Genomic DNA, 14,920 nt, shown 5'->3' on the forward strand with positions numbered 1-14,920 from the left:
AGTTCCCCGTTGCTCGTCAGGTAGTCGGTACCGGTAATGGTGTCGAGCCCATGTAATGACTGACTACTGCGCCGCCGACTGTTCGATGGCGGCGGCACGTACCTCGACGGAACGATGCAGCAGCCGATCAATCGACCAGACGCCGGACCCGAAGAAGACGACGAGCAGGAACGCCCAGCAGAACCCTCTTTGCCAGGATCGTGTGAGACACCCCGTGTGAGCACGAGGGGTTCCTGACCAAGGGCGGGATCGGAGATCCTTGTGCCCGTGTCCACCCCCGCTGACGACCAGCCCACCCGCTCGACCCCGCCGGCCGACCCCGCACCGCGACCCACACGGCGGGCGTTCACCCCCGAGTACAAGCTGGCGATCGTCACCGAGTACGAGAACGCCCCCAACGGCGAGAAAGGCGCGATCCTCCGCAGGGAAGGCCTGTACTCCTCCCACGTCATCGAATGGACACGAGCCCGCGACGCCGGCGCCCTGACCACCGGACCCACAGACCCCGCCGCCCCTGCCCGGCGCCCCAAGAAGACAGCCGAGCAGATCGAGCTGGACAAACTCCGCCGCCGCAACGCACAACTGGAAGCCGACCTCACCAAGACCCGACTCGCGCTGGACATCATGGGAAAAGCACACGCACTCTTGGAAGAACTCTCCGAGAGTGCGGACACCGACGAGCCGCCGACGACATCATGACGACCGCGTTCACCGAGCTGCGCGACGCCCATACCTCGGTGCAGAAAGCCTGCGCGCTGACCGGCATTCCCCGCGCCACCCACTATCGACGCGCCAGCCCGACAGGCCCGATGCACGGCCCATGGCTGCCCCGCACCCCACCGCCGGCGGCCTTGGCCGACGCCGAGCGGGCGGCCGTGCTCGCCCTGCTGACCAGCCCCGCCTACCGGGACCTGGCCATCCCCCAGGTCTGGGCCCGCGAGCTGGACGAAGGCCGCTACCACTGCTCGATCTCCACCATGTACCGGATCGCCCGCGCCGCCAGGCAGGTGTCCGAACGCCGCCGGCACGCCACCCACCCGCCCCGGGTCCGCCCGGAGCTGGTCGCCCGCGGCCCCAGCGAGGTGTGGTCCTGGGACATCACCGCGCTGAAAGGGCCCGCGAAGGGGATCTGGTACAAGTGCTACGTCATCCCTGGACATCTTCTCCCGGTACGTCACCGGTTGGCTGGTCGCCGCGGCCGAGGACGCGGTCGTGGCCAAGGACTTCCTCGCCGACGCGGTGCGCCGTAACGGCTGCGAGCCACACACGATCCACGCCGACCGCGGCGGGGCGATGGTGTCCAAGCCGGTGTCCGAACTCCTGGTGGACCTGGGTGTCCTGCGGTCTCACTCCCGGCCGCGCACCTCGAACGACAACCCGTACTCCGAAGCGCAGTTCAAGACGATGAAGTACGTGCCGGACTTTCCCGACCGGTTCGGGTCACTGGCCGACGCCCGCGCGTTCTGCGAGGGTTTCTTCCTGGCCTACAACCATGAGCACCGGCATTCCGGAATCGGGATGCACACCCCGGCCTCGGTCCACTTCGGGACCGCGCAGCAGATCCGTGTCCAGCGGCAGGCCACGCTCAACCGGGCCTACGCCGCGCACCCTGAGCGCTTCGCCCGCCGGCCCCGCCCGCCCGTGCTGCCGGAGGTGGCCTGGATCAACCAGCCCGTCCACCAACAGTCGCAACCAGCCTCGTAGGCCACAACAGTCTCAATTGGACTTGACAACTACCGGAACTGCACCGCCGCCTCACCGCCGTTCGCCAGCGGGAAGAACGATCTCGGCAGGTGCACCGTGAAGTAGGCAAACGCCATCGACCCCGAGCACAGCAGTGCCGCACCCCTGGTGAACAACCCGATCAGCACCAGGCTGCCGGCCACCAACTGGATCACCGCCGCCCACCACCCGGGCCAGCTTCCGAACGCAAGGGCCTGTTGCTTGCCGCCGAGAACACCGAACAATGTTCCAGCGCCATGAGAGACGAACAGCAAACCGAGAACGATCCGATACAGGGAGAGCACATAGTCTTTTCCTTGCCCGATGAGCCGCATGGCCCCTCCTCGACAGAGACGAAAGCCAACTGGTTGGAACGATTCCGACCTGACCTTCACGCCTCCTCCATATCCACCGACTTCGGCTGACTTGATGACTTCGGTTGACGCGAGGAGCGAGTGCGGCGGACATGCGCCTCTGACGCGATCGGGACAGGCAGTGCTCCGGTGGCCACAAGCGGGTCCAGACGTCGGTCACCGGCGCCGACCAGCAGATTCACGCGAGGCGTTCGCACTCGTTGATCAAGGCGGCGAACACCGATCGACGCTGATCCGCTCACGAGCGAGGTCTGCCCCAGGATGGCACGGCCGTGGCGGTCGGTTCTCCCAGGCCAGGAGGCGGATCCAACGTATTCGACAATCATGGATCTGAGGGGACCCCAGACCCTGACGCTGCCGGTGATCCAAGGACGGTCACCTGCGGAACTCAAGACACCACAGGAAAACCGCGGCCCGTTCGCTGTCGAAGACCGCTGTTCGGCGTGGTTCAGGGTCATCGGACTCTCCAGACTCCCTCCAGACTCTCTCCAGCGAGATTGTCCCGAGGTTCGTGGAACTTCGGTGGCGGCCCATGATCGTCAGGCTGCGGTCACACGCCCATCATGCCTCACAACACCGGCGGTTTCGGTCGCGACATGCCGTTCGAGCGCGACCCGTAGCGCGGGCAGGTGCAGATGCCCGTTGACACGGCGGAACTGCTTGCCAGCCTCGACCATGCCCGCAGCACACCAACGCAACGCCATCTTCCCGTCACGCCAGCGTTTCACGTTGCGGGCATGCTCGCGGCAGATAGAGATCATCGACTCGATGGCGTTGGTAGAGCGCAAGGTTCGCGCCAACGTCGGGGACACCTCTAGCCGTAGCACCGTCAGCGTCTCATCTAGCCCTTCGCGCACCGAAGCGGCCGCACCAGAATGTGTGCGGTCCAACTCCGCGGCCAGCGCCTCCAACTGAGCCTGAGCGGCCAGGGCACCCTCAGCGTGGTAGGCATCACGCATTCGACGCTGTACCACCGACTTCAGCTTCTCAGGCAGCTTGTCGACCACATTCCTGACCTTGTGTAGTTGACACCTCTGGATCACCGGATGATCAAAAACGTCCTTGATCGCGCGGTGCAGCGCCTTCGAGCCGTCGACCACCGCCAGGACCGGGCGGGTGACATCTAGACCCCGCTCCCGCAGACTCACGATCAACTCGGTCACCAAGGTGGCGTTCTCGGTCGAGCCCTCCACCAGCGCCAGCGGGTACTTGGTGCCGTCGATGCCGATCCCCAACGCCACGACGCAGCAGTGCTCGGCGAAATGCACCCCGTCGACCATGAACGCCACCAGATCCAGTGTGGACAGATCAGCCGACAGCAGATCGGCCAACGCGGTCTCGGTCGCGGCCACGAACTTCCGCGACACCGCCGACTTACTGACCGCCGTAGCGGCGTCGGTGACCTGGGCACCCACCGGTTCCAGGCCGGCGGTGTAGCGGCGGGTCGACAGCCCGGCCAGCATCCTCTCCAGCGCCATCCGGCCCAGCACCTCGGTGTCGTTGACCGCCTCGTAGCTGGCCACCGGCAGCTCACCGGAGCCATCAGCCGCGCGCATCCGGGGTCGGGTAACCGGCACGCGCCGTCCGCCCAGGGGCACCGACCCTCGCTCGTGGCCGTGGCGCACTGCGGCCCGGTCCGGATCGTGCTGGCCCCGCGGCCCGCACATCGCGGTCACGTCCGCGTCCATCATCGCGGTCAACACCTGCATGCCAGCGCCCACCGCGAGCGCGAGCAGGCCCTCGCGCAGGTCGGCGGCGATCTCGTCCAGCGCGATACTGATCCGCTCGGGCACGGCGATCCGGGTCGAGTCGATCTCCGGTGTCTGGTACTGCTTATCCACGGCGGTCCCCTTGCTTGTCGGGTTGTCCTGGCAGACGCCCAACACCTACCTCATGGCAGGTCTCAGGCGGGGGACCGCCACCTCAGAACTTCCACGAGACCTGGGACAACCTCCTCTCCAGCTCCAACCAGTGCGAGAACCGGACATCCAGCAACGCGTCCCTTGTGTCGCAACATGCTCCGATGAGCGGTAACGCGACCCGAGACATGCCAGCCATCGCGGATGCGGGCGTCGTCCACGGATCACACAGCCAGGCCAGGCCACCCGCACCCCTGTCGAGCAGAGCCCGACACCGACAGAGTGCCACTCCGTCGACAGCCACGGAGCCCGCATCAGCTGCCGCCCCAACCTGCGAGTGATGATCACGCCCCAGCCGCCGGCAGGATCTGCGGCTTGCCCTTGCCTAGCAGCACATCCTCGTCCTTGCCTCTGGCGCCTTCGTGGTCGTCGTCGTACGCCTCGTTGCACGGCGGGATGCCGGGTCACCTTCGGCTACCCGGCCGCCGCCTTGTCGAACGGGACCGACCGCACCAGGTCCACGGTGGAATGAGGTGATTTCGGCTGGCCGTGAGTCGTAGCTCCGACAGGATGTCGTGGGCGGCATCCACCATGGCCTGGGCGTCGGGTGACCCTCCAGCCTGCCGTCCAGTTGCCGGTGCGTCAGGAAATCGCCCTCGCCGTCCGGCCGGTCGTGATCCAGCCGCAGACCGTTCGGCTGTCCCGCGTGTGGGCCGATCAGGGCGTCGGCATGGCGCACGATCAGTAGCCTGGTGTGCCGAATTCCGTTTGACGACAACGAGTCCGGGCATCGCTCGGACTCGTTGCCCTCCGATCGCGATCCGCGCCTCGGCGGAGGCGATCACCCAACTCCGCCGCGATCGTCCGGGTGCCGGCCAAGCCTGGTCCGGGCGGATCAAACCTCGTTGCATGACAAAGCAATCAAGGTCATCGGAGTCACAGATGCCCCCGCGGGCGCGATGCTCCTCGCCGAGCCGCCGTTCGACGAACGCGGCCCTGCGCCGCTCGCCCGCCCCGACGGCGCGGCGCGTGGGTTGCTCGCCCGTCGCGGCGAATGCTCGTGCACGCGACGTTCGGCGCGGGTACGAAGGAATCAGCTCAGCTGCGCCGTTCAGGGGAGACCCACATCGCCCGATCGGGTGGCATCCATCGCCGTTGTCTACTGTCCCCCACTACCTTCTGGCAAGTTGCATCCTGCATATCGCGTCGTAGCGGTCGTCGACCGGTGTCCCGTCCCCGTCGGCAGTGACTGGAGGGAGCGACAGATGGACGACGCCAGGCCCGAGCATCGCCGCGCCGGGCTGGAGCAGGCAAGATTCGCGGCTTGTTGCCTGTCCGGCGGCGAGATCCCCGAGAACGTCGGCGACGTCGACTTCGGCGTGCTGTCGACGCTGGCCGCCCAGTTGTCGCTGCGGTCGCTGCGGCCCGGCGAGAAGCTGTGGCAGGCGCACCGACGCCCGTCGGCTGTCTGGATCATCCAGCACGGCCTGGTCGAGGTGGCCGTCGGGCGGGGCGCGCGCCGCCGGGTCGTGCAGACCGCCGGCGCCGGCGAGGTCGTCGGCATCGTTCAGCTGCTCGGCGGACTGGATGTGCCCTGCCAGGCACAGGCGGTGGACACCGTGTCGGTCCTGGAATGGCCGGCCAGCCTGTTCTTCGGCACGTTGCACCGGCGCCCCGCGCTGGCCCTGATGCTGCTGCCCACGCTGAGCAGACGCGTGACCGACGGCTGGGTGCGGCTCGCCTCGGTGGCGGTCAGCAGCCTCGAGGTCCGTGCGGCGCGCATCCTGCTGATCGAGGCGCGGGATGGCGTCGTCGCGTTGCCGCAGGACGTCGTCGCATCGATGATCGGCGCCTCCCGACAGGCGCTCAACCGCATCCTGCGCGGACTCCAGACGACCGGCGTCATCGAGCTGTCCTACCGGGCGATCCGGATCCTCGACCGCGCCGCCCTGGTCCGGCTCGCCCAGCCCTTTCAGGACGAACCGGTCAGCGTGCTCGACAGCCGTCGCCGTGCGGAACCGAGATAGCCGCCCATTCTGCGCCCCGCGCGAGAAAGGCGCCCGGCCGGGCGGCTGAGCCACCCGGCCGGGCGCGGCATCAGCGGCCCGTGTGCAGCTGGCGTATCTGCGGCCCCCGCGACGGCTCGTGCCGTGCCGGTGCCGTCGTGGACTGGGCCAGGTCTTCGAGCCGGTCCCAGTCGAGCAGTTGGATCCTGCGGTACTGAAGCTCGATCGCCCGGTCCCGCTGGAAGTCCCCCAGCACGCGGTTGAGCGCCGGCCGCGACGCGCCGATCATCGACGCCAACGTCGCCTGCGAGACCGGCACCACTCCGTCGCGTTCCTCCAGCAGCAGGATGCGCGCGGCACGAACCGCCAAGCTGCTGGCCAGCAAGGCCGACAGCCGAATCCGGCCGTCCACGACGCGGTCGGCCAGACCGTCCAGCAACAATCGCGCAAGCGCGGGATTCCGCTCCAGCTGAACGAGAAACCCGTGCGCCGGCCACAACAGCGCGGAAACATGGGTGGCGGCCTGCACGCGGCACGGGATCCAGCGGCCCGACACCAGCGGCGCGACGCCGAACGCCTCCCCGCGGCACAACGTCTGCACCACGCACCGGTTGGCGCCGACGCCGACGGCGACCTCCGCGATGCCGTCCTGGATGATCCATATGCCTGGCGACCACTGTCCGGGCGAGCACAGGTCCTCTCCGACGCGGAGTTGCCGAGCGCACAACTGTTCCGCGAGCGTCGACAGAACGGACCGCTCCGCACGTCGCGTGCCGCCGAGCGCGCGCACGGCGAATCGCGCGTTGGCCAGCGCGAACGGCACATTTCTCGGTGCGACGTGCCGGTCGTCGGGCGCATCCGGCGTCACCCGCGCAAGCCGATTCCCCACCACTTCGTCCACCCGTGTCCTCCAGAAGTTCCGGCCCCCAGGTCCGCGCACGGTATTTCCTGCGGCAGTTCGGTACACCGAATGCGGCGCACGAACATTGTCGGCGCAATAACCATTGGTGTACGAGTGCCGGATTCCCCATGGTCGTGGCGAAGTCGTCGGGTCGGAACAGACACTGTCATCCCGAGGACGATCTGCTCACCCGCAGTGGTCCGGCGACTTGATCTAGCCGTGTGGACCGGTAAATCTGGGCGTCGCCCGGTAGTTCCCGTTCTGGCCAGGCAATCGAGTTACCGAACTCCCGCAAGGACCGCTGATGCCCGCATCGACCTCACCGGCCGCTTCTGCGTTCGCCCGTGTCCTGGCCCGTCAGCACTACGGCCCCGGGTCTGCGGCAAATGTCCGAATGCCATGCCGCGCTCCAGGCCGGGCTGCGCGAGACGGCCGCCGACCTGGCGCAGCAGCTGAGCCGCGGTTCCAGACCCAGCGAGCCGGCCGGTCGGCTCGGGGTGGCCATCGAGGAGGTGTTCGAGGTCCTTCAGATGAATCCAGCGCTGTGGCTGGTCACGTCAGGGGCCATGTCCGACCGTCATCCGCCCAGCGAAGCTGGATCCGCCGAGCCTCGTCGTAGCAGTGCGGACACGTCGGCCAGTACCACTCGTCCCGATTGGCTGGATGGCTGACGATGACCACGCCGCACAGCGCCGTCAGCTCGGTGCCCGGCCACGCGGGGTGTTCAGCGAGATAGCAGTGCCTCCGCAGGGCGGCGGGCTGCCAGGTGAAATGGGGCTGCAGCAGTTGTCCGCACGGGTTCACAGCCGCACCTGCCGCAGGCAGGAGGAGCACAGCGGGCCGGGGCCGGGAAGTCGCATGCCCTCCACGGAAAGCACGGCCGCGCAGTACGCGACGACGTACGGGGGAGGGACGACGTACGGGGGAGGGACGAGCACGATGTGGCGAACGCGTCCGTCGTCAGTGCCGCTGGGACCGCCGTGTGCGGAGAAGACCTGAACTCCCTGGTGGTTCATCTCCAGTAATCGGGACCAGGCCCCGGTAGGTGCGGGATCGGCCGTGGTCCGTCGCGTGCGGGCCCGGGTTCGTATTTCGCGCGGGCCGTGGGTCAGTTGATCGATGGTGCGTCGCAGGGAGAGTTGACGGAGCCTTTTTCCCATCACAGTCGGATCACTCCTCGTGACGTGCGGCTTTTCGTTGTACGCATTCGAGTCTGCGTGCCCGACGCGTCCTTTCAACCGTGTGGCCGCCCGCCAGGGGACGCAATGGTGCCTCATCGGACAGTGTTCGCCGTTCCATAACGGGCACACCCGTGGTGATGCAATCGCCCGTTGCGGGGACCCGGCGCGCGCAGTACCCCGCTCGTCATGATCGGAGGCTCTGCCGGTGGACGACCCTGCGCCTGCCGTCGGCGCCCTTGATGCCACCGGCCCGGTGCTGAACGATCAGAGGCCATCGGACCAAGATCGAACACGCCGGAGGATCCATCGGTGTCGCCGACTCCGAACGGACCTCTCAGGCGTTCGGGGCGGTGACCATGAGTCCGGCTGTGTGTCTAGAGCGCCGGAGCTTGCCGGTAGGCCCCTCAGGCGGACGTTGACGGCGTGGCGGGCTGGGCACGTTGGATTGCCTGGAGCTGGCGCGCGCGTCGCGGCCTGGTGGGGCCTCGGGTCAGGGGTGGCGAGTTGTTGACACCGTCGTCGAATTGTGAGGATTCCGCGTAATAGCCCCTCGCGCCGGGGTGTGGGCTGCGGCATTCTGTGAGTTGCTGTCCGACAGCACGAGGCTACCGCCGCAGCAAGTGGCTGTCGGGTGGTGCGAGTGCTGACCGCCGACGCGCAGCATGAGGCGCGAGTGGCCGGTGGTGTTCCGTTCCTCCACAGATCGACTCACCAGGGAGACCACCGCTGGTCGGCGCCCTGCTGGTGTGCAGGCAGCCGGTCCGGTTGCGCGTGGCCCCCCTCCGGGCCGGCTGTCGCCGGTTCACCGACGTCTCCGACCGGAGTGGATTGGTTGGGGTGGCCGGAGGACGCGGGCAGACTTCGGCTGACATTCCGTGGTCCAGGATGCGAGATCGCTGCGGAGGCAACCCGGCGAGGTCCGTCGAGTTGCCTTACCCGACCAGCGAAACACTTGGTCACCGCCTACGTGTCGGCTATTGGCGCGGTACGGGGACGGGCGTCGCGACGCGGGTGCGTGGCGTCACCGGGCGTGCGCGATCATGGTGAGACGGTCCGCGTGCACCACGACGCCTCGGGTGACCGGCCGGACCGGACCGGTCGGGCGCAGCCGCCATCGCCGGGCGATCGTGGCGACCTGCACCGCCATCTCCGTCAGTGCGAAACCCTCGCCGGGGCACTTGCGGACACCCGTGCTGAACGGCAGCGATCCGGCAAACGAGCGGTCCGGGTCGAACGTCTCCGGCCAGGAGAACCGGGAGGGGTCGTGGTGCAGTAGGTACGGGCTGACGGCGACGGTGCTGCCCGGCGGCAGCCGGACCGCGCCGAGGTCGACCTCGGTGGCGGCCTGGAGCAGGTTGATCCAGGCCGGGTACTTGCGCAGCGCCTCCATGATCACCGCATTGGTCACCGGGAGCGCGGCCACGCGGTCCACGGTGACCCGCCCGTCGCCGAGGACGGTGTCCAGCTCGGCATGCAGTCGCGCCTCGACCTCGGGGTGTGCGCCGAGCTCGTGGCACACCCAGCCGACGGCGGCCGCGGGCGTGTCCACCCCGGCGACGAGCAGCCCGACCAGCTCGTCGACCGCCTCGTCGTCGCAGAGGCCGGCCTCGAACACCAGGGCGGACAGCAGATCCCCGGCGCCGGCGCCGGCGGCCCGGCGCTGCGCGACCACCGAGCGAAACACTCGACGCAGCCGGAAGGCGGCGGTGACGAAGCGCCGGTTGGCGGCGGTCGGCAGCTGCCGGAGGCGCCGCGGCAGTAGCAGCCGGCGCGGGATCTCGGCCAGCGCCACCGGCAGTGACCGGCGGATCTCGGCCACCGCGGCCGGTGCGAGGTCGGCGCCGAGCAAGGTCGTCGACAGGGTGGCGAGCGAGAGTTCGAACAGTTCGGCGTCGACGGCGATGCGGTCGCCGGGGCGCCAGGACCGGGCACGCTGGTCGGCGAGGTCCGCCATTGTCGGCACGTGCTGACGGATCCGGGCGGCACGCAGCGCGGGCGCCAGCTGACGCCTGCGCCGCAGGTGCTCCTCGCCGGCGAGCGTGGCAACGGCGCGGCCGAACATCGCCCGGACGGCATCGGAGACGTCGTCGCGGGTGAACTCGCCGGCGGCGCCGGTCAGCACCCGCTGGGTCAGCTCGGGGGTGGTGACGACGTAGGCCGGCACCCCGCCCAGGTGGATCCGGACCACCTCGCCGCGGTCACGCAACGACGTGACGAACCGTAGCGGCCGCCGCAGCAGCGGCAGGCCGTGGCCGATGACCGGCAGCCGACAGGGCATGGTGGTGACGGTGTTCATCGCTGCTTCCTCCGGAAGGGGGTCCACCAGGTGATCCGTCCGAACAGGACCATCACGGACGGGACGAGCAGACAGCGGACGACGGTCGCGTCGACGGCGACCGCGAGGGCCGTTCCCAGGCCCAGCATCTTCATGTTGAGCACGCCCGAGGTGCCGACCGCGACGAGCACGATGACGAGGATGGCTGCCGCCGCGGTGACGACCCGCGCGCTGCGGTCCAGCCCGACGGCCACGGCTTCCCGGCTGTCGCCGGTCCGGGCGTACTCCTCCTGGACCCGGGACTGCACGAGCAGGCCGTAGTCCATGGACAGCCCGAACGCCAGGCAGAACATGAGCACCGGCAGCGTGGTGTCGATGGCGCCGACCGGGGTGAACCCCAGCAGCCCGGACAGGTGGCCCTCCTGGAACACCCACACCACGGCCCCGAACGTGGCGGTCAGGCTCAGCGCGTTGAGCACCACGGTCTTGATCGGTAGCAGGACGGTCCCGGTCATCAGGAACACCAGCAGCAGCGTCGCCGCCGCGATGCACGCCAGCGCGTACGGCAGGCGACTGCCGACAGCCGCCTGTGCGTCGACGAGTTCGGCGGCCTGGCCGGCCACTTGCAACGGGAGGCCCTGGGCGCGGATCGTGCGGACGAGGTCCTGGCTCGCGGGCGACACGGCGTCCTCGGACGTCTCAACAGCGAGGGCGCTGGTGTCGCCGACACGGCCGAGTTGCGCCACCGCCACGACCCCGGGCAGGCCCGCCAGCCGGGACACCACGTCCGATGCGGGGGCCGTGGTGAGCACGTCGATCCGGCCGTTGCCGGTGAAGTTGTCGCGGATCTCCTGCTGCACCACACGGGCCGGCGCGTCGACCGGCAGCTGCCTGTCGTCGACCGAGCCGAAGCGGACGTCGCGGAACGGCAGCGCCGCCAGCACCAGCGGGGTCACCACCAGGACGGCGACCAGCGGTGCGAACCTGATGACCGTGCGCGTCCACTTTCGACTGTCCACTTCGGATGGCCTGCGGATACGGCCTGCCTCGACGCGGGCGCCGAGCACGGTCAGCGCCGCCGGCACGACCGTGAGCGCGGCGACCGCCGCGAGCAGCACGACGCTCACGCCGACGTATGCGAACGAGCGCAGGAAGCCCAGTGGGAACAGGAACAGGGTGCCGAGCGACACCGCGACGGTGGCCGCGGAGAACACGACAGTGCGGCCGGCCGTCAGCATCGCGCGGCGGACAGCGTCGGGACGCGGTCTCTCCTCACGGAACCGCCGCACGATGAACAACGCGTAGTCGATCGCGAGCCCGAGCCCGAGAGCGACGCTCAGCTCCTGGGCGAAGATCGAGAGATCGGCGAACTCACTGACCGCCCGCAGCACGGCGCCGGTACCCAGCATGGCGATCGCGCCGACCACGAGCGGCAGCAACGCGGTGACCACGCTGCCGAACACCAGGACGAGCACGACCAGCGTCAACGGCAGCGAAAGCAGTTCCGCGCGGGTCAGGTCGTCGGCGATCGTGTGACGCGCCTGGTCCGCCACCGCGGCCTGGCCGCCGGTGCGCACCAGCACGCTGCCGTGGCGGCCGTCGTAAGCGACAGCCAGCTGCGCGGACCGGTCGGCCGCCGCTAGTTCGGACCCGGTGATCCGGGCGGTGATCAACGCCTGCCGTCCATCGCGCGAGCGCAGCGCCGTCTCCCGGCCCAGCCAGTACGACGTGACGCCCGTGACGGACGTCTCGCCGGCCAGCCGCTTGGCGACGGCGGACCCGTCCGCGGCGCAGGCCGGTTCGTCCACACCGCGGGCGCAGTCCACGAGCAGGACGAGGTTCGGGTTGCTGGTGGGGAATTCCGTCGACAGCGTGCGGGCGGCCACCGACGAGGAAGCCGCCGGATCCGTCGCGCCCAGACCATGGAGCCGGTCAGCCACGTCGTGGCCGCAGGCGACGGACAGGAGCAGGAACACCGCCGCGCCGGCGAGCACGGTGCGGGGCCGGGACACGGTGAGGTCGGCCAGACGGTTGAGCAAGGCGATGCTCCCGGACGTCAGCGGAGCCCGTAGGCGATGAGGGACAGGTAGCTGAGCAGCACGAAGGCCATGGCCGCGGCCAGCGGCCAGGACTCGCTGGCACCGGCGAAGAACCGCCGGGCCGCGAGGACGGGCGGCGCGAGCAGCACGACGAACCACGTCGTGGTGAGCTGCATGATGAGCACGACCGCGGCTACGGCCCAGCACAGCGTCACCATGCCGCTCAGCGTCGGGCCGAGCGCCACCGAGTACAGCCGTTCCCCGGCGTCGCCATGCCACCGCGTCTTGCGGGCGAATTCGAAGTGCAGGAACACGCAGGCGAAGACGAGCACCACTGGCACCACCCGCCAGTCCACAGAGGCGGTCGACGACAGGTAGAGGTAGCAGCTGATCAGCAGTTGCACGGGATAGCTGACCGCGAGGCTCAGCAGCAGCCCGTCTCGCACGGCCGGGAATCGGCGCTCCACCGCGGACAGCGCGAGTCCGTAGCCGAGAACCAGCAGCGCGAGGTTGACCGAGACCACCGAGATCGGCGCATTGAGCGCGAGGACGCACACGATGATCAGCGCCATTGCCGTCTCCAGCTCGCCGACGCTGATCGCGCCCGTCACCAGGGGGCGGTCCGGATGGTGCACGCGGTCGTAGTCGAGGTCCTTCCGCTCGTCGAGCATCCGGAGGAACAGCAGGCTGAGCACGACGCTCGCGGCGCGGGCGACCGTGGCCGGCGACGGCCGCCAGTGATCGCCGGCCACCGCCTCAAGCGCGAACGTCCACAGCACGCCATAGCTGACATAGACGTGCGGGCGGAACCGCGCCAGCACGAAGCGCCCCAACCGGAGCGTGAACATGGTCATCCGCGCCTCCAGCGGTTCCAGCTGGTGACCTCGGTGACCGGCCGCCGGGGCGCCGGCCCGAACCAGCGCTTGGCGTAGGCGACGGGTATCAGGCACCCCTGGGTCACCTCGTCGTACGGGATGCCGAGCAGGTCGGCGACCTCCCGCTCGTACACCAGGTGCACGGTGGTGAACGCGGTGGCGAGGCCTCGTGCCCGCGCGGCGAGCATGAAGCTCCAGACCGCCGGGTACAGCGAGCCGTAGCGGCTCGCGGTCCGTGCCGGGTGCTCGGTCGGCGAGTGCCGGCCCTGGATGCACGGGAGCAGCAGCACGGGCACGCGTTCGAGGTTCTGCGCCAGAAACCGGGCGGAGTCGGTGTCCGCCGTCCGTGCTGCCTGGTCCAGGTACGCCACGGAGGCGGCGCGGTAGCAGTCGGCGATCGTCTGTTTCAGACCTGGGTCGTCGATCCCGACGAACCGCCAGTCCTGTCTGTTCCCGCCGGTCGGCGCCTGCACCGCCATCCGGAGGCAACGCTCGACGACGTCCCGCGTGACCGGCCGGCGCAGATCGACGCCGCGGCGCACGGCGCGGGTGGTGGTGAGCGCCTCGTCGATCAGCATGTGCGTCCCGCCAGGCCGTCGGCGTGCGGCGCGTCCACCGCCGTGGTCGGGAAGCTCAGCCGGAGCTGGGCGTCGGCAACGGTGCGGCCCGACTGGTCGATCCAACACCACGCCTCCACCTCACGGTCGGCGGCCATCATCTGGACCGCGCCCAGTCGGCAGTGGCACACCGCCTCGGCACTGAGCTCGGCGAAGGCACTGAACCGACAGCGCAGCGCGGTCAGCAGGCCGGTGTCCAGGTTCGCGGAAACCGCGGCGCACGCCGTCGCCAGCTGGCGGAACGCCTCGACCAGCACCATCCCCGGCACATGGTCGACCGGGTGGTCGAACAGCGTCGGGTGCGCGGTGTCCACGACGACGGTGGCACGGGCGAAGCTGCCTTCGACGTGCGGCGGCCCGATCACCACATTGCGGTCGCACCTGCGTCCGACGACGGCGGCCGCGCATCTTGTTGGCGGCGGCACTGCGCGCGGCGGTTCGATCGTGCCACGCACCGGGGCCCATTCGCTTTCGGGCAGCCAGGAGAAGGCGAAGTCGGCGGTCAGCACGTGCCGGTCGTCGATCTCGACCCGGTGCCGGAGGTGCAGGCCGCACAGTCGCCCGTCGTGCGTGAAGCGCTGCACCACCCGACAGCGGAGGACGGCATCGCACGGTGTGTCGGTGACGGCGATGGCCGCCGGATCAAGCAAGCGGAGCTCGAACTTTCGCAACAAGAACCGAGCCTCGGCGGGAACCCGGAAGCACTCGTGCGCCACGGCAAGGCACGCCTGGCGAGCTGCCTCCGCGAACGCGACCGGATCGTGGTGGCCGTTGTCGGAGTCCCCGTAGAACGCGTGCGACCTGGGCAGTTGGACACCGACGTCGATCCGCCCGCCGCCGTGGTCGAGCAGTGACGTCACGAACACCTCTGCAACCGATGCCCGGTGCACCAGCTCGCGGGGCACGGTTCGGGAGAACGTCAGCTTGTGCATGCCGCTCCTCGCCTGGTGTCGACGGTCATCGGCAACACCGCGGATCCGACGACGATCACGCTCCACGGGTCGAGCCCGATGTCCTGCCGCCATGCCCAGAGCAGGAGTCCCGCGAGCGCCGCGCGCAGGTTCCCGTTCA

At 69.4% G+C, this 14,920-nt stretch carries 16 protein-coding genes; 6 read left to right on the top strand and 10 right to left on the bottom strand.

Annotated elements, in window-relative coordinates:
• Positions 1-267: 267 nt before the first annotated feature.
• The 3 genes from KUTG_RS66310 to KUTG_RS66320 are packed head-to-tail and all read left to right on the top strand — an operon-like array spanning position 268 to position 1,704.
• Positions 268-699: a transposase gene (locus KUTG_RS66310; RefSeq protein ID WP_043718767.1), complete on the top strand. Its 432-nt coding sequence runs from the start codon at positions 268-270 to the stop codon at positions 697-699.
• Complete coding sequence (locus KUTG_RS66315; protein WP_369794485.1) at positions 696-1,250, top strand: hypothetical protein; 555 nt, start codon at positions 696-698, stop codon at positions 1,248-1,250. Before KUTG_RS66310 ends, KUTG_RS66315 begins: the two co-directional genes overlap by 4 nt.
• Positions 1,213-1,704, top strand: a complete 492-nt coding sequence (locus tag KUTG_RS66320) for a transposase (protein WP_369794486.1) — start codon at positions 1,213-1,215, stop codon at positions 1,702-1,704. Before KUTG_RS66315 ends, KUTG_RS66320 begins: the two co-directional genes overlap by 38 nt.
• A 29-nt stretch (positions 1,705-1,733) precedes the next feature.
• Here the strand turns inward: KUTG_RS66320 and KUTG_RS20020 are convergent, their stop codons facing one another.
• Both KUTG_RS20020 and KUTG_RS20025 read right to left on the bottom strand, forming a co-directional pair.
• On the bottom strand, positions 1,734-2,057 hold the full coding sequence (locus KUTG_RS20020; protein WP_084579527.1) for a DoxX family protein: 324 nt from the start codon (positions 2,055-2,057) through the stop codon (positions 1,734-1,736).
• 578 nt (positions 2,058-2,635) lie between these two features.
• A complete protein-coding gene (locus KUTG_RS20025; RefSeq protein WP_043729001.1) occupies positions 2,636-3,937 on the bottom strand; it encodes an IS256 family transposase in 1,302 nt (433 codons plus the stop codon).
• A gap of 625 nt (positions 3,938-4,562) precedes the next feature.
• Between KUTG_RS20025 and KUTG_RS58725 the strand changes: the two genes are divergently transcribed.
• Complete coding sequence (locus KUTG_RS58725) at positions 4,563-4,703, top strand: hypothetical protein (RefSeq protein WP_157494657.1); 141 nt, start codon at positions 4,563-4,565, stop codon at positions 4,701-4,703.
• Positions 4,704-5,220: 517 nt separating this feature from the next.
• A complete protein-coding gene (locus tag KUTG_RS20030; RefSeq protein ID WP_043718769.1) occupies positions 5,221-5,982 on the top strand; it encodes a Crp/Fnr family transcriptional regulator in 762 nt (253 codons plus the stop codon).
• 70 nt (positions 5,983-6,052) lie between these two features.
• On the opposite strand, the gene KUTG_RS20035 is transcribed toward KUTG_RS20030, so the two are convergent.
• Entirely contained in the window at positions 6,053-6,862 is an 810-nt protein-coding gene (locus tag KUTG_RS20035; protein ID WP_198047234.1) for a Crp/Fnr family transcriptional regulator, read from the bottom strand.
• Positions 6,863-7,206: 344 nt separating this feature from the next.
• Between KUTG_RS20035 and KUTG_RS61465 the strand changes: the two genes are divergently transcribed.
• Positions 7,207-7,533 (top strand): hypothetical protein, encoded by a 327-nt coding sequence (locus KUTG_RS61465; protein ID WP_198047926.1) that lies wholly within the window; start codon positions 7,207-7,209, stop codon positions 7,531-7,533.
• Here KUTG_RS61465 and KUTG_RS66325 read toward each other — a convergent pair.
• From KUTG_RS66325 to KUTG_RS20065, 7 genes are all read right to left on the bottom strand, one after another.
• Positions 7,415-7,696 (bottom strand): HC3 family zinc finger protein, encoded by a 282-nt coding sequence (locus KUTG_RS66325; protein ID WP_369794487.1) that lies wholly within the window; start codon positions 7,694-7,696, stop codon positions 7,415-7,417. The genes KUTG_RS61465 and KUTG_RS66325 overlap by 119 nt on opposite strands.
• Positions 7,663-7,878: a hypothetical protein gene (locus KUTG_RS63745; RefSeq protein WP_232240871.1), complete on the bottom strand. Its 216-nt coding sequence runs from the start codon at positions 7,876-7,878 to the stop codon at positions 7,663-7,665. The genes KUTG_RS66325 and KUTG_RS63745 overlap by 34 nt, the downstream gene beginning before the upstream one ends.
• Positions 7,879-9,064: 1,186 nt before the next feature.
• Complete coding sequence (locus KUTG_RS20045) at positions 9,065-10,339, bottom strand: cytochrome P450 (RefSeq protein ID WP_043718774.1); 1,275 nt, start codon at positions 10,337-10,339, stop codon at positions 9,065-9,067.
• Positions 10,336-12,357, bottom strand: coding sequence for an MMPL family transporter (locus KUTG_RS20050; protein ID WP_052395025.1), 2,022 nt, complete (start codon positions 12,355-12,357; stop codon positions 10,336-10,338). The genes KUTG_RS20045 and KUTG_RS20050 overlap by 4 nt, the downstream gene beginning before the upstream one ends.
• Positions 12,358-12,374: 17 nt before the next feature.
• Positions 12,375-13,211, bottom strand: coding sequence for a UbiA prenyltransferase family protein (locus KUTG_RS58735; RefSeq protein ID WP_043718775.1), 837 nt, complete (start codon positions 13,209-13,211; stop codon positions 12,375-12,377).
• On the bottom strand, positions 13,208-13,810 hold the full coding sequence (locus tag KUTG_RS20060; protein WP_043718777.1) for a nitroreductase family protein: 603 nt from the start codon (positions 13,808-13,810) through the stop codon (positions 13,208-13,210). The genes KUTG_RS58735 and KUTG_RS20060 overlap by 4 nt, the downstream gene beginning before the upstream one ends.
• The gene (locus KUTG_RS20065) at positions 13,804-14,781 is read right to left on the bottom strand and encodes a ScbA/BarX family gamma-butyrolactone biosynthesis protein (protein ID WP_052395027.1); all 978 of its coding nucleotides are present in this window, start codon (positions 14,779-14,781) and stop codon (positions 13,804-13,806) included. The genes KUTG_RS20060 and KUTG_RS20065 overlap by 7 nt, the downstream gene beginning before the upstream one ends.
• Between the last annotated feature and the right edge of the window lie 139 nt (positions 14,782-14,920).

The organism is Kutzneria sp. 744 (assembly GCF_000568255.1).
Lineage (GTDB): Bacteria > Actinomycetota > Actinomycetes > Mycobacteriales > Pseudonocardiaceae > Kutzneria.